The organism is Bacillus sp. PAMC28748, from assembly GCF_014250415.1.
GTDB classification, from domain to species: domain Bacteria; phylum Bacillota; class Bacilli; order Bacillales; family Bacillaceae; genus Bacillus; species Bacillus licheniformis.
In genome coordinates this window covers 466,072-490,223 of the sequence record NZ_CP060192.1, presented here as the reverse complement: position 1 = coordinate 490,223, position 24,152 = coordinate 466,072, and the positions used below count along the sequence as shown (strand labels likewise).

Below are 24,152 nucleotides of genomic sequence, written 5' to 3'. Positions count from 1 at the left end.
ACGTGGAAGAATACATATGAAAAGGAGACAGTGAATCATGAAAATTGTCAAACCACAACCTTTCACATTTAAAGGCGGAAAAAAAGCCGTCCTGCTGCTGCACGGATTTACGGGCAACACGGCGGACGTCAGAATGCTCGGAAGATATTTGAATGAAAAAGGCTACACATGCCATGCGCCCCAATATAAAGGCCACGGCGTGCCTCCGGAAGAACTTCTCTCCACAGGACCGGAAGACTGGTGGAAAGACGTCATGGACGGATATGAATATCTGAAATCGGAAGGATATGAACAAATCGCCGCTTGCGGACTGTCTCTCGGAGGGGTTTTTTCATTGAAATTGGGTTACACTGTACCCATAAAGGGAATTGTTCCAATGTGCGCGCCGATGTACATCAAAAGCGAAGAGACGATGTACGAGGGTGTGCTTGATTATGCCCGCAATTATAAGAAATTTGAAGGCAAGACAGCGGAGCAGATTGACGCTGAGATGGAAGAATTCAAAAAAACGCCGATGAACACGTTGAAAGCACTGCAGGATTTGATTGCCGATGTCAGAGAGCATGTGGACATGATCTATTCGCCTACATTTGTCGTGCAGGCGCGCCACGATCATATGATTAATACGGACAGCGCAAACATCATCTACAATGAAGTTGAAACGGATGATAAGCAGCTGAAATGGTATGAAGAATCAGGTCATGCCATCACATTGGATAAAGAACGCGAAACACTGCACAAGGATGTGTATCAATTTTTAGAAACGTTGGATTGGCAGACATAAGGAGGTCTGATTAGTGGAAAAAGAAGAATTTATGGATAAGCTTCTCTCCTTTATGAAAGAAGAAGCATATAAACCTCTTACAGTTCAGGAACTGGAAGAGATGCTGGAAATCACCGATTCGGACGAATACAAAGAGCTCGTCAAAGCTCTTGTAACCCTTGAAGAAAAAGGGCTTGTCGTCAGAACGAGAAGCAACCGCTACGGTTTGCCCGAAAAAATGAATCTGATCAAAGGGAAGGTGTCGGCGCACGCGAAAGGCTTCGCGTTTGTCCTTCCCGAAGACTCCTCGCTTGACGATGTCTTCATTCCGCCGTCTGAGCTGAACACAGCAATGAACGGAGATACCGTGCTCGTCCGCCTGAGCACAGAATCCGGCGGTACAAAAAAAGAAGGGGCCATCATCCGCATCATCGAGCGCAACATTCAGAAGATTGTCGGCACATACACAGAGACGAAAAACTTCGGCTTCGTCATTCCCGACGATAAAAAAATCACGAATGACATCTTTATTCCGAAGCACGCCAAAAACGGCGCCGTCGAGGGTCATAAAGTCGTCGTCCGCCTGACAAGCTATCCTGAAGGCCGGATGAGTGCAGAAGGAGAAGTCATCGAGATTCTCGGTCATAAAAACGATCCCGGCATCGACATTCTTTCGATTATTCATAAGCACGGCCTCCCGGGAGACTTTCCAGCTGAGGCGATGGAACAGGCCGGCAATACGCCTGATACAATCGATGAGAAAGATCTTGAAGGCAGACGGGATCTGCGCGATCAAACGATCGTCACGATCGACGGCGCAGATGCCAAAGACTTGGACGATGCCGTTACCGTCACAAAACTCAAAAACGGCCATTATAAACTCGGCGTCCACATTGCCGACGTCAGCCATTATGTAACGGAAGGATCTCCGATTGACCAGGAAGCGTATGAACGCGGCACGAGCGTCTACCTTGTCGACCGGGTGATTCCGATGATCCCGCACAGGCTGTCAAATGGAATCTGCTCCTTGAATCCGAAGGTCGACAGGCTGACAATGTCATGCGAAATGCTCATTAATCCTCAAGGGCAAGTCGTCGAGCACGAAATTTTTCAAAGCGTCATTAAAACGACCGAGCGGATGACTTATTCTGATGTGAACAAAATTTTAGTCGATGATGATGAAGAGCTGAAACAGAAGTATGAGGCCCTTGTCCCGATGTTTAAAGACATGGAAGACTTGGCTGCGATTCTGCGCGGCAAGCGGATGGAACGCGGAGCCGTCGACTTTGACTTTAAGGAAGCGAAGGTTCTCGTCGACGAAGAAGGAAAAGCGAAGGACGTCGTCTTGAGAGAACGGTCGACTGCTGAAAAGCTGATTGAGGAATTTATGCTTGTCGCCAATGAAACGGTCGCTGAGCACTTTCATTGGATGAATGTTCCGTTTATTTACCGGATTCACGAAGATCCAGATCAGGAAAAGCTGCAGAGATTTTTGGAGTTCGTTACGACATTCGGCTATGTCGTCAAAGGAACGGCGGGAAGTATCCATCCGAAAGCGCTGCAAAGCGTGCTTGAAGAAGTCAGGGATCGTCCTGAAGAAGCCGTAATTTCAACGGTTATGCTCAGGTCGATGAAACAGGCGAAATACGATCCGCAAAGCCTGGGGCACTTCGGCTTGTCGACTGAATTCTACACGCATTTCACGTCTCCGATTCGCCGCTATCCTGACTTAATCGTCCACAGACTGATCAGGACCTATTTGATTCAGGGCAAGACAGACGAAGCGACAAGGGAAAAATGGGCCGAGAAACTGCCTGAGATCGCCGAGCATACGTCAAATATGGAACGCAATGCCGTAGATGCGGAGCGGGAAACGGACGATCTGAAAAAAACCGAATTTATGCTGGATAAGATCGGTGAAGAATTTGACGGCGTCATCAGCTCCGTCACGAACTTCGGCATGTTCGTCGAGCTGCCGAACACGATCGAAGGGCTTGTCCACGTCAGCTTTATGACGGATGATTTCTACCGTTATGATGAACAGCACTACGCGATGATCGGCGAGCGCACGGGCAACGTGTACCGGATCGGCGATGAGATTACGGTCCGCGTCGTTGACGTCAATAAAGACGAGCGGAACATCGATTTTGAAATCGTCGGCATGAAAGGCTCCCGCCGCCGGCAGAAGCCGGAGCCAAAGCAGAAAAAGGCTTCAAAAAGAGAGGCTCCATCGGCTGACAAAGGGGAATGGTTCACCAAGCCGAAAAAGAAAAAAGTAAAGAAAAAACGCGGTTTTCAAAACGCGCCGAAACAAAAACGCAAGAAAAAGAAAAAATAGACGGCACACGTCAAAAAAAGGGCGGCGAAATTGTAACACGAACGTTCATTTGATAGAATAATACGTATTGGCCGCCCTTTAGTGAGATTGAAGGCGGGAGGAGGTTGCCGTATGCCAAAGGGAGAAGGGAAGGTTGTTTCCCAAAATAAAAAAGCAAATCACGATTATTTCATAGAAGAAACATACGAAACAGGCATCGTGCTTCAAGGAACGGAAATCAAGTCCATTCGCGCCGGTCGGGTGAATTTAAAGGACGCGTTTGCCAAAATTGAACGCGGAGAAGTGTTCCTCCACAATATGCACATCAGCCCGTATGAGCAGGGGAACCGCTACAACCATGATCCGTTGCGAACGAGAAAGCTTTTGATGCACCGCAAGCAGATCAACAAATTGATCGGTTTGACGAAAGAGCAGGGATATTCGCTCGTACCGCTCAAGATTTATTTGAAGAACGGCTTCGCAAAAGTGCTGCTCGGTCTCGGAAAAGGGAAGAAGAAGTTCGACAAACGCGAAGACTTGAAGCGCAAAGACGCCAAACGCGAAATCGAAAGAGCGTTCCGCGACAGGCAAAAAGGCTTGATCTAAAGCCAGAACTCATGTTATCTTATATGAACGTGATCACAGACATTACCATTTGGAATTGACGCGTGATCTTGTTATAATAGTGATGCAGCCAGTTATCCGGCTTCCTTTTCATCCAAGGGGACGTTACGGATTCGACAGGGACGGATCGAGCTTGAGCTGCGAGCCGAGAGGCGATCTCGTAAAAACGCACCTAAATATAACTGGCAAATCTAACCAGAACTTAGCACTAGCTGCCTAATTAGCGCAGCGAGCTCTTGCCCGCATCGCCTATGTGCCGGTTAAGAGCCCATAACGAAGTAGGCTACGCTTGCGCCCCCGTCTGAGGGCGCAGGAAGAGACTCATCAGACTAGCTCTCCGAGGGCCCGCCCGCAGGCACGAAGATGAGCGAAACTAAATATGCAGGGCTACGCTCGTAGACGCTGAAGCAATCGACGTTTCTGGACGTGGGTTCGACTCCCACCGTCTCCATACATATTAAAAAACCTCAGTGTTATCAAGGCATTGGAGGTTTTATTTTTGTTATTGGTAACACTATGGTAACATTTTAATCAAATTTGTCATTATCCATGATTGCTACAATTTCACTCTGTTGGGACGGATAAAGATGGCTGTATGTGTTTAATGTTTCAGCAACATCCTTATGTCCCAACCTTTGAGATATTATCAATGGGTTGCAATTTTTGTTTATAAGGTATGAAGCATGCGAATGGCGGAACTCGTGAAGAACGATTCTTTTTACCCCCGATGCTTTAATGTATTTTTCGTATCTTCTGTCTATAGTGCTTGTTGACAAACTGCTATAAAACGAACCGAAAACCCTATAATCTGGTTTTAATGGCGCTTTCTTTTCAGCGTCATTTTTGAGTTGTTTTAATAGTTCCATTACATGACCGGGCATCAGAATATACCGAATAGATGACTTGGATTTAGGCTTGGTGACTTCTCGGTTATATTCTGTTTTTGTAATGTGAATAGAATTCTTCTCAAAGTTAACATCACTCCATTGAAGTGCAAGGAGCTCCCCTTTTCTTGCACCCGAGAAATACAGAGTTGTAAAAAAAGCTTTATACATTTCGTCATCTACAACAGATATAAACTGTTTGAATTCTTTAAAGTCCCAATAATTAAGGCGTTTATTAGCTTCTACCTCAAAATTGCCAGCTATTCTTGCAGGATTATTTTTTATTCCGTAAAACTTGATTGAAAAGTTAAAAACGGCCGATAATGTTGTGTGAATCTTCATTAAGAAATCCGGAGAGTATTTGTTTATAATTTTGTTTTGATATTCCATTATGTTTTTTGGAGTTATCAAATTCATTTTCGTTATTCCAAATTCAGGGATTAGATGGTTATATAGAATGTTTTTAATCACTTGTATTGATGACTTTTTTCTTCTTGCTTTGTACCACTCAAAATAGCTGTCAGCTGCTTGTTTAAATGTTATATTAGAGCTTGTTTCCGTGTTGATAAGCGCCTTTGCTTCAGCTTCTTTTGCCTCTTTTTTGGTTTTAAATCCGCGTCTTTTAATCTGTTTTGTACTACCATCATTTTGCTTTACTCTGACTACAAAAAAATAAGTTTTTCTTTGTTCATCTTTGTATACCGGCATTGTTTGTTACCCCCCCTATGGAATATATGTTCGTATTGAAGGTAAAAAAATTTATGAGATGAAAGATGACAAATCCTTTAAATGGCATACTTCTATAGGAACGTTATTCATTTTTGCTGCATCATGCAATGTGATATCGGAGTTTTTATATTCTTTTAATTTTTCGTCTGGCAGCAATAATTCCACTGCATAAGTGTTAGCCTCAACTTCTAACTTATCAACAGAATAAAGGGTTTTTTCACGCATGAATGGGGTGTTTGCTCTTGGATGTTCCTGCGAGTGTCCCAGTTCGTGTGCACAAGTAAAAATTTGCTCAGGTTTTGCTAAATTTGAATTGATAACTATGAATTTATTTTTTCTTGAATATTTGTAGAAGCCTTTTACTTCTTTATGTAAATTCCAAAACAGCACGTTAACATTTAGTTTTGAAGCTAATTCAAACGGATTGTTTGTTTTATATTTTTTGATGACAGATTCCACATGTTTCTTAATCATTGAATTGCCCCCCTAAAGCCTTTAATCTTTCTCTCTATATTTTTTAGGAGTGAATTTTTTATTTATTATTTTTGTTTGTCTTTCTATATACTCCATAGCTTCAAGTAAGGATTCAATAGCTTCCGGGCTCATTGGTTCTCCAGAAAAGCTTAAACCGTCAGTGTTTGTCAAATCATTTCTTATTTGCTCCATTCGCTTGGCAATGTCTTTTTCATCTTTTTCAGACAGCTCACTTTTTACTTGGTTTCCAAGTAATTCATCGACACTAACATCATACAGTTCAGCCATTTTTTTTAATATTTCTGTGTCAGGATCTCGATAATCCCTCTCATAACCAGATAGGGTTCCGTTAGAAATCCCTAGTTTTTGAGCAGCTTCAATCTGTTTTAGACCTTTTTTCTTTCTTGCTTCTCTTAATTTAATACCTAATTTTTTCATATTTTTCGCACCTCGCATAAATAATTTAACATTTTTAAGCGTTACGTTAAATATTTTATGCGAAAAGCGCAAAAAAATACACAAAAATATTGACTTGAGCGTTTCGCTTAATTTATAATAGGTTTCAGTTAAGCGTAACGCTTATTGAAAGGGATGATGCAGGTGTCTTTATATCAAGAAATAGAAAAAATTCGAAAAGATAAAGGAATTACTAAAATTCATATCTCCAGATCATTTAATAAAACTCCTGCATGGTATTCTGCAATATCAAAGGGAAAGAGGCAGCTTAAAGCAGATGATCTTGAAAAAATGGCAGAAATACTTGGAGTAGCTCCAAAAGATTTTTTTAAATAAAAATTAAGCGTTACGCTTAAAAAATAAGGAGGGTGTGAATATGTATTCAACTTTATTTATTGCTCGAAAAGAAAAAAGGAAATCTCAAAGAGATATTGCAAAGGTGCTCAATATTCATGCTCAAAGCTATCACTTAAAAGAGTCAGGAAAGAGAGAGTTTACAGTGTCCGAAGCCATTAAGCTTGCTCAATATTTTAATACCTCACTTGATAATCTTTTTGGGAAAAGGGGAGTCCAATAAAAGTGGAAACCCTCACAAAAAAGGAGGAGCGATAATGTTTTTAGTCAGCTATGTATGGCTACATAACCAAATTCATGTCGTAATCAGCGAATCAACCCAAACACACAATCATGTATTGGAAAAGCTGATGCAACAGGGCGGCGCGATCATTGAAGATGAATGCAAAAGTAATGTTCTAGGCTCTGTGATCGTGAACGGAAAAAAATCTGTTTGGCCTCTGACCAAATCGGAAGGACTGAAAGCAAATGTCTGAGGTCAAGTGGATTAAGCTAAGTACGCAAATGTTTGAAGACGAGAAAATCAAACTGATCGAGCAGATGCCGGAGGCCGACACGATTTTAATTATATGGGTCAAGCTGCTGGCCCAGGCCGGTAAAACAAATGCGTCAGGTTACATCTACCTAAGTAAAAATATCCCGTATACAGACGAAATGCTGGCGACTGTTTTCAATCGGCCTTTACCGATCGTAAGAATGGCATTACAGACTTTTCAACGCTTCGGCATGGTGGAGATTGATGGAAATAGATTTATTTCAATCACAAATTGGGAAAAGCACCAAAACATTGATGCTATGGATAAAATCCGTGAGGATACACGAAAAAGAGTTGCTAAATATCGCGCAAAGCAGAAGGCTTTGAAACTGTCTGCCCCTAGTAACGTTACAGGTAACGATACAGTAACGGATGGTAACGAGATAGAAGAAGAAAAAGAAGAAGAAATAGAAAAAGAAAATAATATATTGTCGGGAAAGCCTGACGATGAGTCTTCTGAAAAAGGTGAAATTCCTTACAAACTGATCATTGACCTCTTAAACAAAGTCGCTGGAACAAAGTATCGTCATACTACAGCAAAAACCAGGTCTTTAATTAAGGCACGCTGGAATGAAGGCAATCGCTTTGATGACTTTAAGCATGTCATTTTAGTCAAATGGGAAGAATGGCGCGGCTCTGATATGGACAAGTATTTAAGACCTGAAACGCTGTTCGGTACTAAGTTTGAGAACTATCGTAATCAAAAACCAAAAGGGGGAAAACGTAGTGATCCAGCAACAGACGACCAATACGCGGGCCTCTTTTAAAACGATCAGCCCTAAGTTTAAGAGCCTGGCTCATTTAATTCCCGAGAAGATCGGCACGCGCATATGCCCTAATTGCGGGACCGAAGTTCCTATTTACCGCAAGGGGGAAAAAGAAATCAGCCATTGTTTGACCTGTGATAACAAAGGGCTGGAAAAAGAAATGAATGAATTCAAACGGCAATCCGAGGCAGAAGCTTTCTTCTGGAACAACAGCCTTATACCGCCGGACACAAGAGATAAAACATTCGAAAATTACCCTTTGAAAACTGCCACGGAATCACAAACTGATGCTTTTTCAAAAATCAAATGGTACGCGGAGAATTTTGGACAATGGGAGGGCTTTGATTCTCTCATGCTTCAAGGAGCTTACGGAGTCGGCAAAAGCCATTTAGCCCACAGTGCGGCTATGTATATAAAATCTCTCGGTAAGAAGGTGGCATTCATCAATACAAAAATGCTGCTGCGCCGGATAAGAAACGCTTACGGCGAACGATCAAAAGAAACAGAGGAAGGCATTTTGCAAAACATTGAAAAATCGGATTTTCTCGTCATTGATGATTTGGGTGCTGAGTATGTCAAAAAGGACAAAGGCGGTGAGGAATCCTGGGGTGCTGATCTGATGCTGTCCATTGTGGAATCACGGGAACACGCGCCGACGATCATCACAACCAACTACAACAGCCAGGATTTAAAAAATAAGTACGGGCAGCACGGCGGGCGAATTGTATCACGCTCTTTAACCGGCGCCAAAGTCATTAAAATTCAAGGATCAGATAATCGTTTGGAGGTGGCGACAAGTGGATGGTAAGGAATTAAAACCGATCATGCCGGGTGTGTGGGGGCATCTTGAAACCAATAAAACACCCGAGGAACTCAAACAAGGATTGAAGGAGCTTGAAACAAAGCTCGAAAACTTGCTGGCCTATTGGTCAAATGTACGGAGGGATAACGCATGAAACACGGAAAGCGGCCAACACGCTCGCAAAAGAAAATCATCAAAAAGAACGGTTTAAACCCTGAGAACTGGCTTATATCAAAGAATCTACAGCATGAACAAAGATTAGTAGTTGTTCATCGTCATACCGGGACCGTGCCGGAGTGTTGGGCATGAAAAAGACTGTCCGCGCTGATCGTTTAGAAATTGCCCTAGATAGCTTGAATTATGAATGGTCATTTGTTCAACTGTGTAAATTGATAGATTACTGGTATGATGGTAAATCACTTTATGACACTGCTGAACTTCTGAAAAGAAGCCCTGATGAAGTGCTGATTCTAATTGTGGATTTTGCGAAAAGAAGGATTCTGCCTCACAGGCCTTACGGTATAGCCGCGAATCCGAGAATATGGATCAGTCCACAAAGGATGATTACTAAAAAGAACGGAGTAAGGCAGCTATTCTGTGAAAACCCTGTTTATATTCCGTTCCTTGAAAATAATTTTATCTGGTATGACCAAGAGCTTTATAGGTTTAGAGATTTGTGGAATCGTGGTCAGTCCATTATCAAAATAGCAAAATCCTTCAAAAGAGAAATAGAAGAATTATTGTTCCTCGTCATTGATCAGGGGAACAAGGGAATGATTCAGCCGCGAAATGGGGGGCTTTTAGGTGAGGAAGCATCTGAACAAGAAAAAAGGCGGTTCAAGATTATCGTTTGAAAAAGCATCCTTACAGCAACTTTTAGTGATCATCAGGTTTGAACATTGTCCAAAGCGTTACAAAAATGCCGCTTTGAAAAATCTTTTAAAGAGGTGAAGTCTTTATGACAGAACAGGAGCGTATGGAAAAAATCGAATGGATCAATTTGATCGAAAGGTACGGAAAGGAATCGCTTAAACAGAAAAGCGATGAGGAAATTGAAAAGCTTTATAACCTGGCTATGCTCAGGCAGACGGATGAAATCTTTGCATAAAAAAACCAGAGCTATTAAAAGCCCCGGAAAATAAAAACTCGACACTTTTATTTTAACACGGGGGTGCGGCTGGTGAACAGTCCTAAAGAGATCAACGTCAATCAAGATTTATCAAGCAAAATTCAAGACGGGAAGGTCACTGTCATTGTTTTAGATGGCTTGAACGGAAAGGCTTATGAAGCACAGGCACCGGAACACGGCAGAACGATCATCGAAACATTTAAAGGTGACTTTTCCCGGATTAATCTTGAATCATCACACAAATTCAATTAATTTGCAGGGGCTTTCCCCTGCGGGGGAGGAACATAATGAACAAGGATATTCAATTTTTAAAAGAGCTGCAGGAAGAGTTAAAAACACAAGATACAGACTGCCAGGCTGCACCACGTTTTTGGGCTTTGATGGATTACAGATGGAGAGAAACCACAGAGGGAGAACATGAAAGGGTAAGCATTTATTCTTCTGATGCTGCTGAATGTTATGAGTTAAATGAATATGTTGAAAACATTCTGGAAGATGAATACAACATATACACAGAAGAAATGTTGGAAGAGCTTAGAGAAATCTATGAATTGGACGATGAAAGCGAAATGTTGGAATGGATAAATGAAAATGTTAATGACGACACTTACCCAATATTTGAAATAGAAGAACCATTCATTGTGCCTAATACTATGTTTCTGACAAAAAAAGAAGCAAAGGAGCATATCAAACAAAATTATTACCATTACACCAAAAAGGTACACACATACGCAATGACAGCTTGGAGAGCACCACAAGTTCAACGGCTGCTAACAATTCTTGAGACGTTTGATTGGGATTTTATTGAGAAAGAAGGTGCCGTAAAATGACACTTTTACAATCTTCTTTACTGCATACGATTAAGGCGGAGCCGGACAACATGATGACCATTGAAGAGCTGGCAGAGAAGTACGAACTTCATCCGGATTACGTGAAATCGATTATTGAACGTACGGACGGGCTGGCGATTAAGGGTAACGTCGCCTATGTTCCAAAACAATCTTATTTGTTGCCAATGCTGGGGGTTGCCTGGTTGTTCTTTGCAATTGTTATTCTGCCGCAACTTATTGGAGGATGACAAAATGAAAAGTATTGAATTATTCGCTGGTATAGGAGGGATTGCTCTGGCTGCTGAATGGGCTGGTATAGAAACAGTGGCGTTTTGCGAGCGAGAGGCATTCTGTCAGAAGGTATTACAAAAGAATTTCCCCGGTGTCCCTATCTTTGATGATGTGTGCACCTTAAATAGACAGCTTTTAGAGGAAAAAGGAGTGATCGAACCTGGTGGAACAGTTGACATTATTTCCGGAGGATTCCCTTGCCAGCCTTACAGTATTGCCGGGAAGCGAAAAGGCAAGGAAGATGACCGCGACCTCTGGCCGGAAATGTTTAGGATCATCAAGGAACTTAGACCCACTTGGATCGTTGGTGAAAACGTTGCTAACTTCGCCAATATGGAACTCGACCGCACGTTATTTGACTTGGAAAGTGCAGGCTACAAAGTCCAATCGTTTATTATACCGGCTTGTGCCGTCGATGCCAAACATCCGGAAAAGATTCAACAATCCAAACAGCAAGAGTTACAACGAAAAGAAAGCTGTGAATCCATCGTGTCAGAACCTTCACACAGCTGTAACGAAACTCTGGCCGACTCCGAGAGCAAACGATGCGGAGAAGAGGGGGAACATAAATCCACACGACAAGAGAAATGGACTTCCTGCAGCTGTACAACTTTTTCCGACCCCGACAGCACGGGATTGGAAGGGGAGAACCGGTCCGAATTGGAATCATCAAACCTTGCCGGATGCCGTTCTATGGCCTACACCGAGAACCAAGGGGATGTGCGGCGGTACTGGGTCATTTCAGACAATGATCGATCTTCAGGAACAAGGAGTTATCACCGAAGAGGAACGGAAACAGATGACGGCGGGCAACGGTGGCCAGCTGAACCCGACGTGGGTCGAGTGGCTCATGGGATTCCCAATCGGGTGGACAGAATTAAAGGTTTAGGAAACGCTGTGGTGCCTCAGCAGATTTTCCCGATCTTTAAAGCGATTATGGAACAGGAGGCGGCAAGATGCCAAGATCACCTTTAATCTGGTTCGGCGGCAAGGCCAAATATGCCGAACACATCATAAACAAAATGCCCGCCCATAAGGTTTATGTTGAGCCTTTTGGCGGCACGGCTCATGTTATAGCAAACAAGCCGAAAATTTCGCATGAAGTGTACAACGATATTGACGGAAATGTGGTCAATTTCCTAATGCAAGTCAGAAAGGATCCGAAGAAGATGCAGAAGGCTTGCGAGTCCATCCCGTACAGCAGAGCGCTCTATGAAAAGTGGAAATCTGAGAATTATCCAATAGACGATTTTGACCGGGCTGTCCGGTGGTTCTATATGAATCGCTCTGGGATCAGTAAGGGAAACGCGGATAACGTGCCGCAAACTGGATGGCGACACAGTACAAAAAGCGGGCAGAATCCGGCGGGCGGCTACATAAGTGCCTGTACAGCATTCCAATCATTTGCCAATCGTATGAAGGGTGTCATGATTGAATGTCAGGATTTCCGCAAGATTATTGAAAAATACGATAGCTCGGAAACTCTCTTTTACGTTGATCCTCCGTATGTTGGCCGAGAAAAGTTTTATGCCGGCGGATTTACGGAGCAGGATCACCGGGATCTGGCTCGGTTGCTGATTCAGGCGAAAGGAAAAGTGGTTCTCTCCTATTATGATGATCCTTTGATACTCGAACTCTATCCGAATTGGGAGAGAGAAATATTTTCAGCATACAAGCAGGTTGTCGGTGGATCCGGGAAAGGGAATTGGGCCGAAGAAATGCTGCTGTTTAATTATAAAATAACACAGCTCAGCCTTTTTGATTAAAAGGGGAGTCGGAAGGTGAGGAAATGAGCCAGTTAAATGATATTAAGAAAATATTTTCAGATCAGGTTTATAGCATGAATGGTACGGTTTGCCTTGATAGAGAACATGTTGATTGGCTTATCAAACAGGCTGAAAAAGGACTGACGGAGCGAGAGAAGAGCTCCCGCGATGACCGCCTTTTCTTTGAATGCGTGAAAGTCATGCAGGAAATCAAATTCATATGCCAAAGGGCAAAGCGTTACTATATGGATGAAAAGGACATAGACGACATTTTGAAATTGCTTGAAGGAAAAGTGTGAGCGGCAGGAGCCGGTAAGGGGGAAACGCTATGAAACAGGATTACAAGGCCGTTTTGCAGCAAGCCATCGATATTTTTGACCGAAAGTATGGGGAGAACGGCAGATTATACCTCATGTTCTTGCTGCAAGACAATTTGATGAAAACCGTCGGCGGACGGAAATAAAGAAAGGGGAATAAACCATGAAATACTTTGAAATCGATGAACCTTATTACGCGTTGATTGCGGCGGAGGATGAAGAGGCTGCTATTGAAATTTACGAAAATAATGTTGCTTATGGTGACGAAGGGACATTGAAGGACAACACAAAAGAGGTCGGCCGAAATTATGCCCTTGGACGTTATGGAAATTCTATTCGTCAAACTCTTCCTGGATATCGCGCATCGGAAATAAAAAAAGAATTTGAGGAAAGAAAAAATGATTGCTTATTGATTGATGGATGCTTGGCATGATCATAGCAGTCGGTAAGGAAAATAACTGAATATGTCCTAGATGGAATGCCTGCGGACACTGAACTTACAGCTTTTACGCTGTTTGTTTGGTGTCCGTTTTTTATTTATCCCGGCTGTAGTCTAGCGAAAGGAGAAATAGACATGAAACCCACTAAAAGAAAACACCGTGAAAAAGCGCAGGGGCGCTCTGAGCGCTTTTGGCGAGAGATCATGGGGCAAAACAAGCAAATTCTTAAAAGAGGCAAAGGCGGCGCTTATAAGCGTAAATAAAAGGGAGGAATTAATCAATGTTATTTCAATTACCCGAAATCGATAGAGAAGCAACCAAAAAGAAGGTTGAAGCCTTACTTGATAATTACAGGGTGGTTCTTCTGCAAGTCCCGGATGATCTGCTGCCAAAGGTCACGGCAGGATTTAACCTCGTCCCGCCGTCAAATACAAACGCGTTTCATTCATCTACCGAAGATACCGCCATTAAAAGGACCGAAATGGAAGAGAAACGAAATGCCTTTCTCGCAAAAGTACAAAAGGCCGTAAATCGCTTGCCGGCCAATGAACGGCAAATCATCATCATGCGATATATGTCCCAAGATCACCGTTTTGATTATGAGGTATACAACGAAATCGGATTAAGTTCGCGCACATACTTCCGGATAAAATCACGCGCTTTTTACAACCTGGCTTTTGCATTGAAAGAGGAAGTGTACGTGAAGGGAAGTGCTTCATAATGAATTTTGTGCAGCCTATCCGGGATATGGACCAGATTTATTATATAAAGAAATTCCTGAGAGAACGGAGTGAAAGAAACTATCTGCTATTCGTCACCGGCATAAACTCAGGCTTGCGTATTTCCGATTTACTTCGTTTAAGAGTCCGCGACGCCAAACGAATGTACATCGATTTACGCGAGAAGAAAACCGGCAAGCAGAAACGGATCAAAATAAATAAGGCACTAAAAAAGGCCTTGGTCGATTACATTAAAGACAAGGATGATCAGGAATTTTTGTTTAAGAGCCGTGAAGGGCTTAACAAACCAATCAGCAGAAGCACGGCATACAACATATTGAAAGAGGCGGCGGAATACGTCGGGCTTGATGGCATCGGCACCCACACCATGAGGAAAACGTTTGGTTACTGGCACTATAAAAAATTCAAAGACGTTGCCCTGCTGCAGGAGATATTCAACCATTCCAGCCCGGACGTCACGCTTCGATATATCGGGATTACTCAAGACACAATGGACCAAACAATGGACTCATTCAGCTTGTAAGCTCATCTGTCTTCAAAACGGATGAGTTTTTTTCTGCCTATTTTAACGAACTAACCATAATGAGAAAGTGTCCAACTCATTTTGACAAAATCTCTTGAAACTATGCAGGGCAAAGGGTTCAGCGGTTATGTGAATTGGACACAATATAAGATATGGCTAATTCGTGGATAATGTGGATAAATGTAGGCGTATAGTTCTAATTGTGGTACTATTTACTTAAAAAGGGTGATGACTGTGAAGGAAGAGAATAAACGTATTTCAGATCTGAACGACGAAATATCTGAAGAACTTGAGGCCGAGGAAATATCTGAATCTGAAGGGCCTGAGATTGATGAAGAAAAGGAAAAAGAAATAAGAGAGAAGGCAGATGCATTATGGGCCTCAATCCAAGCAGGCGAAATTAAAACACTCCCACAAAAAGTAGGAACAATATTGAATAGGTACGAAGAAACAAGGAGTTCAGATATAACTTTACTTATTCGTTATTGGAGAACCTATCATAACTTTACAGGAGATACATTAAGTATAGAAAATTTATACGAGTATGAAAGACTAACTTCTATTGCAAGGGCTCGGGCAAAAATTCAAAATGAGTATAAATTGTTTTTGCCCAATGAGAAAGTACGACAGTACAGAAGGAAATTAGAAGAGCAACATAAAGAGTTTGAGTTATTAAATAAGCCTCAGCTTCCTTTAATGCATATTTATGCTGATGAAACTGGCAAAACTGATGATTATTTAATTGTCGGTAGCTTATGGATATTGGATGATAAAAGGAACGGCGAAATTAAGAATAAATTGGTGCAATGGGTCAGTGAGAACGAAGGTAATTTTCCAATACCTAAAGAGTTTCATTTCAAAAAATTCCCTTCAAATGGAAATGAAATGGAGGCATATAAAGGATTTTTTGAAAAAGTAGTAGGTATGGGGGATTTCATTAGTTTTAAAGCCATCGGAGTTAACCAAAAGAAATTAAAAGGTGTATCCAAACAAGATATAATAAATACTCTTTATTACCAGCTTTTAAGATTAGGCAGCCAACATGAAATCAAGAGGGGAAGGATAGAGTTACCTAAACAAATCAACTACATAAAAGATAAGGATGGAGACGAAAATAGACTGTTAATAGAAGAGACTACTCAACAAATCCGTGATCGTCTTAAAAGTGTATATGGAGATAATTTGAAACTTAATTCTTACGTACCAATAGATTCTAAGATGGAGCGATTCGTACAAGTTGCAGATATTTTTTCTGGAAGCTTAAATAGGATATACAATTATCAACCTAAAAAGAAAGATAGAAATGCCAAAGATAAACTAGCAGAGTATGTTATGAAGGTTTTACAAACCCATGTACAGAAATACAGTGTAGATCAGTATAAAGAGCTTTTCGAAGAGAAAGAAAATAATGATATGTCAGTATTTTATTTGTTTGATTAAAAGTATGAACTAAATGGTTTGGCACAATTCTGGCACAACGTTGGCACACTATTTTAGATTTCATGAGGTAATATGATATTAGTGAATAATTGGATAAAAAGTTATGAACATTGCTTTCTGTTTTCGTCAAGAAAGGGGATTAAAATATGAGTCTGGTTTCAATAGTAGCAAGGGAAAACTTTATCACAGTGATGACAGATGGTAGGGTTACTAGTGATGGGAAAATAGTTCAAGAAGATTACAAGAAATTTATTCATTTAAATAAAGACATGTTTTTTGCTTTTGCAGGAGAAAAAGAACCTTGTGAATTTATAGCGCAATGGGCTAAAGAATATTGTAAGAATTACGGTTTAGAAAAAATGGCTTTATCGATTAACGATTTTGTTTTAAATAACAAGTTAGATAGATTCAAAGTATTAACTAGCTTTGGAGGAGTTGATTCAAATAGAATCAAGCTTTATACTTACTGCACTATTGAAAAAACAACTGAACAATATATTCCAGAGGGGGACAAATTAGAAAACACTCTTTACGCTTTTTTGTATAATTCAAGTGCTGAAGATAATGATTTCAAGCTTAAAGAAATTTTAGGACATAATCTAAATAAATACGGTTTCAATACTCCTAATAAATGTTTGAAAGCGCAGAAAGATTTAAATGATATTGTAGCTTCAAAATCATTTGGAGTGAATAAAGTTACATTTGACTTAACTATAAAAAAATAGGCCTTTCTATATAAACCTTTCTATATGAAAGGTTTTTTTGTTTAAGGAGGGAAACAATTTGTGTATTGAAAAACCAAGACTTTCGAAAGACGTAAAGTTATTTAAAGAAAAACCGCCATTATTGCGGATCGAACTTGAGGGCATTGATTCGATACCGAGTGGTTCCTACAAAGGTGAGAAGGCGTATGAATAGGGAACGTAAGCAGCGCTATAGATTCCTACGAGAGCAACGCAAAGAACGTGATTATGAGCTCGGCTTAGTACAACTTGCCAATCGTCCGTTCTGTAAGCCTAGGTTAATACGCCTGGGTCCAGCGTTAACCTTAACGCGATTCATGGCTGGTGCGAAACGATGAATAAACCTTTAAAGCCCTGCAATGAACCAGGCTGCCCGACTCTTACCCGGGAAGGTTACTGCAAACAGCACAAGAGGGACAAGCCAGTTTATGATCAATACCGTGAGTCAGCCGCCCGCCGGGGGTATGACAGCAAATGGCGGAAGGCAAGACAGGGTTATCTGTCCAAGCATCCTTTCTGTGTTTCCTGCATGAAGGAAGGCAGGCGGGTTCCCGCGACAGTCGTTGACCATATCACACCGCATAAAGGAGATAAAAAACTATTTTGGGACTCTTCCAACTGGCAGCCGCTGTGTGCGCCCTGCCACAGCAGGAAGACCGCAAAGGAGGATGGAGGCTTTGGCAACAGAACATCAAACCTGCGTATGTGATCACTGTGGAACCAAGTTTCATATCAAAGGATGTTTAAAGGTTAGGAAGCATGACAACGAGGTGCGGCAGCATTACATCAAGTGTCCGCGGTGTCAGACTGAATACACGTCCTACTATACAAACGAGACGATCAGGCGCATGCAACAGAAGGTAAAGAAGCTGACTGTACTACGTCTTAAAGCACAAGCTCAAAAGGGAATTGATGTATACAAGCAGAAATACACGCAAGCTCGAGAGGAATTAGAAACGGCCATGCTGCAGCTGCGGGAGGAAATGGAGACCCCCCGCCCTTAAATCTCTGGAAAGAATTCGCCGGAGACCGCGCTCCCCTCCACATTTTGAAAAATTCCCTAAATGAAATTTCGGAAGGAGGTGAGGGAATGGCAAGACCAAGGCAACCGGTTGACTTATTGCTTGTGAAAGGTAAGAAAAACCTGACAAAACAGGAGATTGAGGAACGAAGAAAGCAGGAGATCAAGGCGCCAAGCGACAAAGTAAAGGCGCCTTCTTATTTACCGAAAGACTTAAAAAGGGAGTTCAAAAAAATAGCGGACGAGCTGAAAAACATCGGAATTATGACGAATTTAGATGTTGATGCGCTCGCCCGTTTTTTATATTCGCGAAAGCTTTACCTTCAGGTAACGGACCAGCTGCTTGAGCAGGGGCCAATGAAAACAATAGTCGTCAGAGATGTGGACGAACAGGGAAATATCGTGGGGGAAAAAGAAAAAACGGTAGTCAATGAAGCGTATTCGGACTTGCTTATCAATCAAGATAAACTATTCAAACAATGCCGGCAGGCTTCCAGTGATTTGGGCTTAACCATTTCCTCGCGCTGCAAGCTCGTTATTCCTAAAAAGGATGACGATAAGCCGAAATCAAAAGAGGAAGAGCGGTTCGGGGGCCGGATGTAATGCAAGAGGTCACCGCTGAAATTCTGATAGAGCGTGTATGGGCCTATTGCGAGAAAATACTTTCCGGTGAGATAAAGGCTTGTCAAAAGCATAAATGGGCTGTGCAGCGATTTTTTAAAGATGTTGATGCGTTAGCGGACCCGAATTGCCCCTTTTACTATGACGCTGAAGCAGTGTTAGATTTTTACGAATGGGCGCGGCAGTTCAGACATGTTGAGGGGATACTTGCGGGGGAGCCGATTGAGCTGACGGACTTTCAGCTTTTTATTGCGGCCAATGTATACGGCTTTTTTAAAAAGGAAAACGGTGCCCGCCGGTTTCGAAAAGTTTATATCCAGTTGGCTCGTAAGAATGCGAAATCGCAATTTCTCGCCCTCATGGCTTCTTATGAAGTGTTCCCGACAACCGAAAAACATCGGGTGTTTATTGCTGGATGGTCCCGGGAGCAGTCAGACGAAGTGTACCAGGCGATTCTTGAACAGCTGCAGCATGCTCCGATCCTCGAAGGAAAATATTCCTCCGCAAACGGCCGGGTAAAAAAGTATAAAACGAACTCAATAATTCAGCCTCTTTCCCGGGAGGCGCGGAAGCTCGGTGACGGTAAAAACCCGTCATTGGGAATTGTGGATGAATACCATGCACATGAAACCAGCGAGATTTATGATGTGCTTGACAGTGGTATGGTGGCCCGGCGCAGCCCGTTAATGGCAATCATCACGACAGCCGGGTTTAACATGGAGCGGCCATGTTTTAAGGAATACCAATATACAAGCAAGATTCTCGATCCTGATGCCGACACAGAAAACGATGACTATTTTGTTATGATCTGCGAACTTGATCCAGATGACGACATAAAAGACGAATCAAATTGGATCAAAGCCAACCCTATTGTTGCAACGTATCCAGAAGGTATGGAGTCACTACGCTCTGCCTTAAAGGTTGCACTCGAAGTTCCAGAAAAAATGCGAAGCTTCCTTACCAAGAATATGAACCGATGGGTTGATCAAAAGGATAACGGCTATATGAAAATGTCAAAATGGCGCGTGTGCAGCGGTGAAATTCCTGATCTGGAAAACATGGCCGTATATCTTGGGCTGGATTTGTCCATGACTACCGACTTAACATCAGTCGGCTGGGTTGGTGTTTTTGATGGAATCTATTATGTCGGACAACATTCCTTCATGCCTGAAGGGCGCGCAAAAGAAAAAATGGCGACGGATAAAGTGCCTTATGACCTGTGGAAAGAGATGGGCTACATTACGTATACGCCTGGCGACGCTGTTGATTATCAAATAGTTGAAAAATGGATCATTGAGTTTATTTACAAGCATCGGTTCCGGCCACAGGAAACCGCATATGACAAATGGAATGCCTTGCATTTGGCTCAACGGCTTGAATCTAAAGGCCATACCATGGTGGAGATTCCGCAAAGAATCAATCATCTATCTTTGCCGACAAAAGACTTTCGTCAAAAAGTATATGACGGCAAAGTTGTTCACGGGGATGACCCGGTTTTAAATTGGGCAATCAATAACGCGATCATGAAAATTGATCCTCAGGAGAATATCATGCTGGATAAAGCAAAATCTCCGCAAAGAATCGACCCGGCTGCAGCTGTCATTAATGCATACGCCAGGGCGATGTATCACGAAACAAACCAAAAAGTAGACCTGAATGCACATTTCATGTCTGATAATTTCAGCTTTTAGGATGTGAGAGAATGAAAAAATTCCTGGCCTTTCTGCTTTTAATTTTAAATGATCTGCTGTTTGTGGTGGGGGCCGCCTTCATCCTTGCAGCTGCATATAGATTCAATACGAACATCGGTCTGATTCTGACGGGTGTATTTTTTATGTTTTATGCCTATCTCCTGACCAAGAAAGGGAGGTGAAATAATTGCTAATTGATCGGGTGTTTGAAAAACGATCAGATTCCTCTGAGGCCAGTGGCTTCAATGAATTGATAAATTTGTTCGGCGGCAGACAGACCGCAAGCGGCGAGAAAGTGAATGAAAGAAATTCGCTTGTGCAGCCGGATGTTTTTGCCTGTGTGAATGTATTATCTGATGACATCGCAAAGCTGCCTGTTCATACCTATCAAAAGTTAGACAACGGGATTGAACGTAGGCCCAAGCATCCTGTGGCGTATATGATCTATGCTCGCCCTAATCCCTATATGACCGCGTTTACCTGGAAAAAACTCATGATGACTCACGTTTTGACTTGGGGGAATGGCTACTCATACATTGAATTTGATTCCAGTGGGTTTCCAAAAGGATTATATCCATTGCGGCCAGACGCTACGAATGCTTATATCAATCCGAAAACGGGAATGCTTTGGTATCAAACAGTTCTCAATGACAAAGCGGTCGAGTTATATGATCACCAGGTGCTACATTTCAAAGGGCTTTCTACTGACGGCATACAGGGTAAGTCACCTGTCGGCGTTGTCCGCGAACACATTGGAGCCCAGGCAGCCGCAACAAAATATAATGCGAAGCTGTATAAAAATGATGCAACACCTCGGGGGATTTTAAAGGTTCCTGCTTTTTTAGATGAGAAGCCGAAAGAAAATGTTCGTAAAGAATGGAAACGTGTAAACCAAGGTGAAAACATTGCGATCATAGACAACGGGCTTGAATATCAATCCATCTCAATGCCGTTACAAGAGGCCCAATTCGTTGAATCAATGAAATTCAATAAGGCGCAAATAGCGATGATCTACAAGGTGCCTTTGCACAAACTGAATGAGCTGGACAAGGCCACATTCTCGAATATTGAACACCAATCCATTGAATATGTGAGAAACACTCTTCAGCCGTGGATTGTTAATTTTGAGCAAGAACTAAATGTTAAGCTCTTCACAGATCATGAAACAGCCGAAGGCCACTATGTGAAATTTAATATTGATAGTGAGCTACGTGGAGACAGCAAGACCCAGGCAGAATACCTGAAAATACTTCAAGAAATTGGGGCCTTAAATAGAAATGAGATTAGGTCATTAATAGAACGCAACCCGATTGAATACGGGGACAAGTTCATGTCCAGCTTAAACTATGTTTTCCTGGACTTTATGGAAGAATATCAGCGCCTTAAAGCCGGCGGCGCCCTGAAGGGAGGTGACAAAAAGGATGAAGGATAAAGAGATTCGGCAGTTAACCACACCTATTGAAGTTCGTTCAGAGGGTGAAGGCGAAAGCGAATTTGTGGAAGGATATGCACTGAAATTTGAAAAGTGGTCTGAACGGCTTGGGGGATGGTTTAAGGAAATTATTAGCCGGAACGCTTTGGATTCGGCTGATCTTTCAAATGTTATTGCATTATTTAATCATCGGCAAGATTACCCATTGGCCCGAAATACCGTCTCAGGGGACGTAGGGCGGCTCGAATTAGAAGCGGACAACATAGGTCTCAAATTCCGTTTTAAGCCGTCAGAAACGTCATACGCGCGTGATTTGATGGCGAATATAAGAAGCGGCGTCATAAATCAGTGTTCTTTTGCCTTTTCCTTAAATCACAATGAGACGGATGCTGATGAATGGCGGTTTAATGATGAGGAAGATATTTATGAAAGGCGGATTAATAAAATCCATCGTATATATGATATTTCGCTTGTCACCACCCCGGCATATAACGACACGGAGGCAGTCGTTGGTTCGCGGAGTTTGGAGAAGGTAGAGCAGTTGAAAGAGTCCCGGAAACTGCCGGATGACAATTTAAAAATGGAATTAGAACTTTTAGACCTTATTCTCCCGGAATAGAGGTCTTTTTTTGTGTCTAAAAACAAGGAGGAAATCATTTATGCCAATGCAAATGAGCAAAAAAGAAATTGAATTGAGACAACAATTTACGGAAAAGAAAAATGCGGCAGATCAAAAGCTGCAAGAGGGAAATACAGAAGAGGCACGTACGCTGCTTGACGAGGCCAAGACCTTGAAAAATCAAATTGAATTAATGGCGGAGGGGCGTTCTCTTGATGTGTCGGATGTAACGGAACGGAACAATTTTGTACCGACGCTGGACGACGGAGAGGGTCGCAGTTTAGGCGCCCAGAATGAAACAGAGTCCCGAACCATTCTAACAGCTACAAAAGAGTATCGGGAAGCGTGGTTCAAAGTGTTGACTGGCCGTGAAGCTGATTTGAATTCTGAAGAAAGAAATATGATGGAACGGGTTTTAAAAGAAAATCGTTCTCTTTCTAGCGGAAGTGATAAGGATGGTGGCTATACCGTACCGGATGATATCTCAAAAGAGATTTTGAAATCTATCCAGGAATTAAACTCTGTCCGTAATTTGGTCCGCGTTGTTCCTAAAACTGCCCCTTCTGGCAGTTATACAGTCCGAAAAGGAGTGGCCGGAAAACTCTACAACACGGCTGAAAAAGAACAGATTCAAGAACTTAAAAATATGGAGTTTGATCAAATCTGGTACAACGTCAAGAAGTTTGCTGGATTTATGCCGGCTCCAAGTGAGCTTTTAGACGATTCATTTGAGAATTTTGTAAGAGAAATTGTGGAATGGCTTTCTGAATCAGCTATCGTCACAGAAAATGATGAAATCCTTTATGGAGCAGGCGGAGAGAAAAACGTTGAAGGGATCATCTCAAGCGAAAAATTTAAGACCCTCAAAGCACCATCAGTAATTACAATTAAGTTTTTAAGGAAAGTGAAAAATCAGATTAAACGTGGTTATCGGAAAAACGCAAAATGGGTGATGAATACTGAAGCCTTTGAAACTCTGGCAAACATTGAAGATAAAAACGGCAGAGGGATATTGGCTGAAGACCCTAGAGATGAAGACAACTTCCTTCTGTTCGGGCGTCCGGTTGAAATCTATGACGAAATTGTTACTGATGAGAAGACGCAAAAAACACACATTCTTTTTGGCGATTTCAAACGTGGATATTTTATGTTTGACCGTCAGAAATTCGAAATTAAATCAACAGATGTTGGCGGCGATGCTTTCTTGACTGATCAGACTTACTTCCGCGGAATCGAGCGTTTTGACGGGAAAGTTGTTGATCCTGAAGCTGCTGTGATTGTGACTGATCTAGTTGTTGGTGAAAATGCTCAAGTAGAAACCCCAAGAGAAGAAAAATCCGTTGATGTTGGAAAATAAAAATAACAGAAAAGGATGATGAAAAATGGCAGATCAATTTTTAAACCAAAGTAATGGTGTTTACACTTCCGCAGAGGATGACGGGACAGGAAAGCCTGTAACAGCTGTTTATTTGAAAAATAACAGTGAAGACAACCCTTTGTATATTAAAGGAATGCAGGGGGAACCAGGGCCCCAGGGACCACAAGGACCAAAAGGGGAAAAAGGAGATACCGGCCCACAAGGTCCACAGGGAGAGCCAGGACCCAAAGGTGAGAAAGGTGATCCGGCTGTCATTGAAGACGGGAGCATCACCCACGAAATGCTTGGTGAAAATGTTGTCAGAAGCAAAAACATTGGTACCGGCAGCGTCATGCCGGATAACTTAAACAGCGAAGTAAAGGCCATGTTTGATAGTCTTCAATCTCAAATTGATGAGTTGAGAGAAAAAGTGGCAGGCTCTGACGATTCCGCGAACAATGAGCCACAAGAATAAGGCGGGTGAACC

General features: G+C 42.2%; 36 protein-coding genes and 1 other RNA gene. 34 read left to right on the top strand and 3 right to left on the bottom strand.

Features of this window, described 5'->3' with window-relative positions:
* The first annotated feature begins 37 nt into the window (after positions 1-37).
* The 4 genes from H7F26_RS02660 (at position 38) to ssrA (ending at position 4,158) form a co-directional block, all read left to right on the top strand.
* Entirely contained in the window at positions 38-784 is a 747-nt protein-coding gene (locus tag H7F26_RS02660; protein WP_003185416.1) for an alpha/beta hydrolase, read from the top strand.
* 13 nt (positions 785-797) lie between these two features.
* Positions 798-3,101, top strand: a complete 2,304-nt coding sequence (rnr, locus tag H7F26_RS02655; protein WP_003185414.1) for a ribonuclease R — start codon at positions 798-800, stop codon at positions 3,099-3,101.
* Positions 3,102-3,212: 111 nt separating this feature from the next.
* A complete protein-coding gene (smpB, locus tag H7F26_RS02650) occupies positions 3,213-3,686 on the top strand; it encodes an SsrA-binding protein SmpB (RefSeq protein ID WP_009329604.1) in 474 nt (157 codons plus the stop codon).
* A 116-nt stretch (positions 3,687-3,802) separates the two neighbouring features.
* Positions 3,803-4,158, top strand: a transfer-messenger RNA (tmRNA) gene (ssrA, locus tag H7F26_RS02645).
* Between the two features lie 73 nt (positions 4,159-4,231).
* Here the strand turns inward: ssrA and H7F26_RS02640 are convergent.
* Genes H7F26_RS02640 through H7F26_RS02630 form a run of 3 tightly spaced genes read right to left on the bottom strand, consistent with a single transcriptional unit; the run spans position 4,232 to position 6,229 of the window.
* Positions 4,232-5,296 (bottom strand): tyrosine-type recombinase/integrase, encoded by a 1,065-nt coding sequence (locus H7F26_RS02640; RefSeq protein ID WP_185855233.1) that lies wholly within the window; start codon positions 5,294-5,296, stop codon positions 4,232-4,234.
* Between the two features lie 51 nt (positions 5,297-5,347).
* Complete coding sequence (locus H7F26_RS02635) at positions 5,348-5,791, bottom strand: ImmA/IrrE family metallo-endopeptidase (protein WP_185855232.1); 444 nt, start codon at positions 5,789-5,791, stop codon at positions 5,348-5,350.
* 21 nt (positions 5,792-5,812) lie between these two features.
* Positions 5,813-6,229 (bottom strand): helix-turn-helix domain-containing protein, encoded by a 417-nt coding sequence (locus H7F26_RS02630; RefSeq protein ID WP_221899250.1) that lies wholly within the window; start codon positions 6,227-6,229, stop codon positions 5,813-5,815.
* 162 nt (positions 6,230-6,391) lie between these two features.
* Here H7F26_RS02630 and H7F26_RS02625 point away from each other — a divergent pair, with 162 nt between their 5' ends.
* From H7F26_RS02625 to H7F26_RS02495, 30 genes are all read left to right on the top strand, one after another.
* A complete protein-coding gene (locus tag H7F26_RS02625) occupies positions 6,392-6,583 on the top strand; it encodes a helix-turn-helix domain-containing protein (protein ID WP_185855230.1) in 192 nt (63 codons plus the stop codon).
* A 40-nt stretch (positions 6,584-6,623) separates the two neighbouring features.
* Positions 6,624-6,824 carry a helix-turn-helix transcriptional regulator gene (locus tag H7F26_RS02620; RefSeq protein WP_185855229.1) on the top strand — a complete coding sequence of 67 codons (201 nt, stop codon included), beginning with the start codon at positions 6,624-6,626 and terminating at the stop codon, positions 6,822-6,824.
* 34 nt (positions 6,825-6,858) lie between these two features.
* Positions 6,859-7,077 (top strand): hypothetical protein, encoded by a 219-nt coding sequence (locus tag H7F26_RS02615; protein ID WP_185855228.1) that lies wholly within the window; start codon positions 6,859-6,861, stop codon positions 7,075-7,077.
* Positions 7,070-7,903: a phage replisome organizer N-terminal domain-containing protein gene (locus H7F26_RS02610; protein WP_185855227.1), complete on the top strand. Its 834-nt coding sequence runs from the start codon at positions 7,070-7,072 to the stop codon at positions 7,901-7,903. The genes H7F26_RS02615 and H7F26_RS02610 overlap by 8 nt, the downstream gene beginning before the upstream one ends.
* The gene (locus tag H7F26_RS02605) at positions 7,863-8,711 is read left to right on the top strand and encodes an ATP-binding protein (RefSeq protein WP_185855226.1); all 849 of its coding nucleotides are present in this window, start codon (positions 7,863-7,865) and stop codon (positions 8,709-8,711) included. The genes H7F26_RS02610 and H7F26_RS02605 overlap by 41 nt, the downstream gene beginning before the upstream one ends.
* A complete protein-coding gene (locus H7F26_RS02600) occupies positions 8,701-8,859 on the top strand; it encodes a hypothetical protein (RefSeq protein ID WP_155266209.1) in 159 nt (52 codons plus the stop codon). The genes H7F26_RS02605 and H7F26_RS02600 overlap by 11 nt, the downstream gene beginning before the upstream one ends.
* Entirely contained in the window at positions 8,856-9,014 is a 159-nt protein-coding gene (locus H7F26_RS22175; RefSeq protein WP_395958521.1) for a DUF6906 family protein, read from the top strand. The genes H7F26_RS02600 and H7F26_RS22175 overlap by 4 nt, the downstream gene beginning before the upstream one ends.
* Positions 9,011-9,559: a hypothetical protein gene (locus H7F26_RS02595; RefSeq protein WP_185855225.1), complete on the top strand. Its 549-nt coding sequence runs from the start codon at positions 9,011-9,013 to the stop codon at positions 9,557-9,559. Before H7F26_RS22175 ends, H7F26_RS02595 begins: the two co-directional genes overlap by 4 nt.
* Positions 9,560-9,663: 104 nt before the next feature.
* A complete protein-coding gene (locus H7F26_RS02590) occupies positions 9,664-9,813 on the top strand; it encodes a BH0509 family protein (protein WP_142237344.1) in 150 nt (49 codons plus the stop codon).
* Positions 9,814-9,885: 72 nt separating this feature from the next.
* Positions 9,886-10,086: an XtrA/YqaO family protein gene (locus H7F26_RS02585; protein WP_065643950.1), complete on the top strand. Its 201-nt coding sequence runs from the start codon at positions 9,886-9,888 to the stop codon at positions 10,084-10,086.
* A gap of 35 nt (positions 10,087-10,121) precedes the next feature.
* The gene (locus H7F26_RS02580; RefSeq protein WP_185855224.1) at positions 10,122-10,664 is read left to right on the top strand and encodes a hypothetical protein; all 543 of its coding nucleotides are present in this window, start codon (positions 10,122-10,124) and stop codon (positions 10,662-10,664) included.
* Positions 10,661-10,912 (top strand): hypothetical protein, encoded by a 252-nt coding sequence (locus H7F26_RS02575; protein ID WP_065643952.1) that lies wholly within the window; start codon positions 10,661-10,663, stop codon positions 10,910-10,912. Before H7F26_RS02580 ends, H7F26_RS02575 begins: the two co-directional genes overlap by 4 nt.
* 4 nt (positions 10,913-10,916) lie before the next feature.
* Complete coding sequence (locus H7F26_RS02570; RefSeq protein ID WP_185855223.1) at positions 10,917-11,930, top strand: DNA cytosine methyltransferase; 1,014 nt, start codon at positions 10,917-10,919, stop codon at positions 11,928-11,930.
* Positions 11,912-12,721: a DNA adenine methylase gene (locus H7F26_RS02565; protein ID WP_185855222.1), complete on the top strand. Its 810-nt coding sequence runs from the start codon at positions 11,912-11,914 to the stop codon at positions 12,719-12,721. The genes H7F26_RS02570 and H7F26_RS02565 overlap by 19 nt, the downstream gene beginning before the upstream one ends.
* Positions 12,722-12,744: 23 nt before the next feature.
* A complete protein-coding gene (locus H7F26_RS02560; protein ID WP_065643955.1) occupies positions 12,745-13,020 on the top strand; it encodes a hypothetical protein in 276 nt (91 codons plus the stop codon).
* Positions 13,021-13,049: 29 nt separating this feature from the next.
* The gene (locus tag H7F26_RS21845) at positions 13,050-13,184 is read left to right on the top strand and encodes a hypothetical protein (protein ID WP_256700694.1); all 135 of its coding nucleotides are present in this window, start codon (positions 13,050-13,052) and stop codon (positions 13,182-13,184) included.
* Between the two features lie 17 nt (positions 13,185-13,201).
* Positions 13,202-13,471 (top strand): hypothetical protein, encoded by a 270-nt coding sequence (locus tag H7F26_RS02555; RefSeq protein ID WP_075753501.1) that lies wholly within the window; start codon positions 13,202-13,204, stop codon positions 13,469-13,471.
* A gap of 141 nt (positions 13,472-13,612) precedes the next feature.
* Complete coding sequence (locus tag H7F26_RS21840) at positions 13,613-13,741, top strand: hypothetical protein (protein ID WP_260627244.1); 129 nt, start codon at positions 13,613-13,615, stop codon at positions 13,739-13,741.
* A gap of 17 nt (positions 13,742-13,758) precedes the next feature.
* Positions 13,759-14,199, top strand: a complete 441-nt coding sequence (locus tag H7F26_RS02550) for an ArpU family phage packaging/lysis transcriptional regulator (RefSeq protein ID WP_185855221.1) — start codon at positions 13,759-13,761, stop codon at positions 14,197-14,199.
* Positions 14,199-14,741, top strand: coding sequence for a site-specific integrase (locus H7F26_RS02545; protein WP_185855220.1), 543 nt, complete (start codon positions 14,199-14,201; stop codon positions 14,739-14,741). Before H7F26_RS02550 ends, H7F26_RS02545 begins: the two co-directional genes overlap by 1 nt.
* A gap of 234 nt (positions 14,742-14,975) precedes the next feature.
* Positions 14,976-16,181: a DUF3800 domain-containing protein gene (locus H7F26_RS02540; RefSeq protein ID WP_185855219.1), complete on the top strand. Its 1,206-nt coding sequence runs from the start codon at positions 14,976-14,978 to the stop codon at positions 16,179-16,181.
* A gap of 146 nt (positions 16,182-16,327) precedes the next feature.
* Entirely contained in the window at positions 16,328-16,906 is a 579-nt protein-coding gene (locus H7F26_RS02535) for an Ntn hydrolase family protein (RefSeq protein WP_185855218.1), read from the top strand.
* Positions 16,907-17,258: 352 nt separating this feature from the next.
* Positions 17,259-17,633 carry an HNH endonuclease signature motif containing protein gene (locus H7F26_RS02530; protein WP_185855217.1) on the top strand — a complete coding sequence of 125 codons (375 nt, stop codon included), beginning with the start codon at positions 17,259-17,261 and terminating at the stop codon, positions 17,631-17,633.
* Between the two features lie 381 nt (positions 17,634-18,014).
* Positions 18,015-18,548 carry a phage terminase small subunit P27 family gene (locus tag H7F26_RS02525; protein ID WP_009330377.1) on the top strand — a complete coding sequence of 178 codons (534 nt, stop codon included), beginning with the start codon at positions 18,015-18,017 and terminating at the stop codon, positions 18,546-18,548.
* On the top strand, positions 18,548-20,257 hold the full coding sequence (locus H7F26_RS02520) for a terminase large subunit (protein WP_009330378.1): 1,710 nt from the start codon (positions 18,548-18,550) through the stop codon (positions 20,255-20,257). Before H7F26_RS02525 ends, H7F26_RS02520 begins: the two co-directional genes overlap by 1 nt.
* An 11-nt stretch (positions 20,258-20,268) precedes the next feature.
* Positions 20,269-20,439, top strand: a complete 171-nt coding sequence (locus tag H7F26_RS02515) for a hypothetical protein (RefSeq protein ID WP_009330391.1) — start codon at positions 20,269-20,271, stop codon at positions 20,437-20,439.
* 5 nt (positions 20,440-20,444) lie between these two features.
* Positions 20,445-21,689: a phage portal protein gene (locus H7F26_RS02510; RefSeq protein ID WP_009330392.1), complete on the top strand. Its 1,245-nt coding sequence runs from the start codon at positions 20,445-20,447 to the stop codon at positions 21,687-21,689.
* Complete coding sequence (locus H7F26_RS02505; RefSeq protein WP_025807960.1) at positions 21,679-22,308, top strand: HK97 family phage prohead protease; 630 nt, start codon at positions 21,679-21,681, stop codon at positions 22,306-22,308. Before H7F26_RS02510 ends, H7F26_RS02505 begins: the two co-directional genes overlap by 11 nt.
* 40 nt (positions 22,309-22,348) lie before the next feature.
* Positions 22,349-23,665: a phage major capsid protein gene (locus H7F26_RS02500; RefSeq protein ID WP_017475036.1), complete on the top strand. Its 1,317-nt coding sequence runs from the start codon at positions 22,349-22,351 to the stop codon at positions 23,663-23,665.
* Between the two features lie 25 nt (positions 23,666-23,690).
* Complete coding sequence (locus H7F26_RS02495) at positions 23,691-24,140, top strand: collagen-like protein (protein WP_009329208.1); 450 nt, start codon at positions 23,691-23,693, stop codon at positions 24,138-24,140.
* The last annotated feature ends 12 nt before the right edge of the window (positions 24,141-24,152 follow it).